This is a genomic window from Actinotalea ferrariae CF5-4 (assembly GCF_000603945.1).
GTDB classification, from domain to species: Bacteria; Actinomycetota; Actinomycetes; order Actinomycetales; family Cellulomonadaceae; genus Actinotalea; species Actinotalea ferrariae.
On record NZ_AXCW01000407.1, the window covers coordinates 1 to 2,219 of the forward strand.

Annotated in this window: 2 pseudogenes; one reads left to right on the forward strand and one right to left on the reverse strand. The window is 78.3% G+C overall.

Going from position 1 to position 2,219, the window contains the following annotated elements:
* Nucleotides 1–1,105 (reverse strand): annotated as a pseudogene (locus tag N866_RS22205) (hypothetical protein); the annotation flags it as partial.
* Nucleotides 1,106–1,333: 228 nt separating this feature from the next.
* Between N866_RS22205 and N866_RS18280 the strand changes: the two are divergent.
* Nucleotides 1,334–2,219 (forward strand): annotated as a pseudogene (locus N866_RS18280) (hypothetical protein); the annotation flags it as partial.

Below are 2,219 nucleotides of genomic sequence, written 5' to 3' on the forward strand. Positions count from 1 at the left end.
CGGACCGCGGGCCGGCGGTCGCAGGTCCGGGGGTCGGGGCACCGCGGGTCGCGCCACCTGGTGCCGGCGTGCCCGGGGTGGGCATGCCGGCAGTCGGCGTACCCGGGGTGGGCTTGCCCGACGTCGCCGTGCCTGCGGTCGGCGTACCCGACGTCGGCGTGCCGGGAACCCGCGTGCCCGGGCCCGAGGCCGCGGGGCCGCTCGGCGCACCGAGGGACGCCGGGGCGTCGGCACCAGGGACCGGACCCCGGGCCTGCAGCTCACGCAGCTCTCGCCGGGTCAGCGGGCGGTCGGCGGGCCCGGCACCGGCCGGGACAGGGCCGACCGGGGCGGGTCCGGGGACACCCGCGGTCACGACCGGCGCCGAGCCGCCGGCGGAGGCCGCCGCCGGGCGCGTCCGGGCCGACCGGAGCGCGAGCAGGAGAAGGATCGCGCCGACCAGCAGCAGCACCAGGCCGAGGACGAGACCGGGGACCAGCCACGGCGTCGTGACGGTCTGCGGCCACGTCAGCGTCACCGTCGGCGTCGCCGCCGGGTCCAGGGAGGCGACGAGGACGCTCCAGCGGCCGTCCTCCGCGTCCCAGCGGAGCTCGGCGGTGCCCTCGCCCGCGACCTCCTCGACCCACAGGTCCGACCCGCGCGGGTCGGCCGCGGTGGGGGCGGGCTCCTCGGCCGGTGCCTCCGCACCGTCGGTCGGCGCCGGCTCAGCAGGCTCGGCGGGCTCCGCGGGCTCGGTCGGCTCGGCAGGGGCCGTCTCCTCCGTCGGCCCGCCCGGGGCAGCCGGCGCGGCGGTGGCCAGCGTGGTCCGGTCGGCGAGGCCCGTCACGCGGGTCACCGGGTCCTGGCCGACCCAGGCCTCGACGTCCGCGGTCCGCCCGAGCGCGACGACGACGGTCGCGCCGTCGGCCTCCGCCAGGACGGTGACCTCGTCGGCGGCCAGGTCGAGCACCCCCGGATCCGTCATCAGGAGCGTCCCGTCGCTGCCGGCGGTCGCCGTGGCGGACAACGTGTCCGACGCCCGCCAGACCGTCGCGGACGCCACGGCCAGACCCGCGACGACCAGGCCCAGGACGCACAGGAGCGCCCCCAGAGCGCGCTTGAGCACGAGCAGATCCCTTCGCCGGTGACGATCAACCATAGGTCAGGGCCCTGTCCGCGGTCGCCCCGAACGAGGCGAGGGGCACGGCGGGGCGGTTACCCTGAGCGACGGTGCCGCGGCAGCCCTCGCGGTACGAGCCGTCCGTCGGACGGTGCCCGAGCGCGGTGTCCCTCGAGGACTCCCGCGAGCGGCGCCGCCCGACGACGGCCCCGGAGTCCCCGCCAGGAGGATGCAGTGCCCGACGAGCGACCCACCTTCCCCGTCGTCATGCGCGGGTACGACCGCGTCCAGGTGGAGCAGCGGCTGCAGCAGCTCGAGCAGCAGCTCACCGACGCCCGGGGGCAGGTCGAGCAGCTCGACGCACGCGCGATGCAGATCGCCGGGGAGCTGTCCGAGGCGCACCGCCAGCTGCGCGAGGCCGAGCGGCCGACCTACTCCGGGCTCGGCTCGCGGATCGAGCAGCTGCTGCGCTCCGCCGAGGAGCAGTCCTCCGACGTGGTCGCCCAGGCGAACGCGCAGGCAGCCGACTCCGTCGCCCGGGCCAAGCTCGCGGCCGACCAGATGCGCGCCCGGGCGGAGAACGAGGTCGCCGAGCTCCTCGCCACCGCCCGCCGGGAGGCGGAGGACCTGCGCAGCACCGCGGCCTCGGAGTCCGAGCACGCCGTGACGTCCGCCCAGCGTCGGGCCGAGGAGCTCGTGGGCTCCGCCGAGCGCGAGGCCGCCCGGATCTCCAGCGCCATCGCGACGGAGGAGAGCGAGCGGCGCACGACGCTGGAGCGCGAGCTGGGCACGCTGCGCGCGACGGCCGAGCGGGAGACCACCGAGCTGCGCGTCGAGACCGAGCGCGCCGCGGCGGAGCTGCGCGGCACGACCGAGGCCGAGACGGCCCGCCTGCGGGAGGAGGCCGAGCGCTACGCGGAGGACCTGCGCGCCACCGCGGACGCCGAGACGTCCGAGCTGCGGCAGCGGACGGCCTCGGAGAGCGCCGACCTGCGCGCCGACGCCGAGGAGTACGCCGCGACGCTGCGGACGACGGCCGAGCGCGAGACCGGCGAGCTGCGCCGTCGCACCGAGGCCGCCGCCGCCCAGGTGCGCGCCGAGGCGACGGAGCACGCCGACG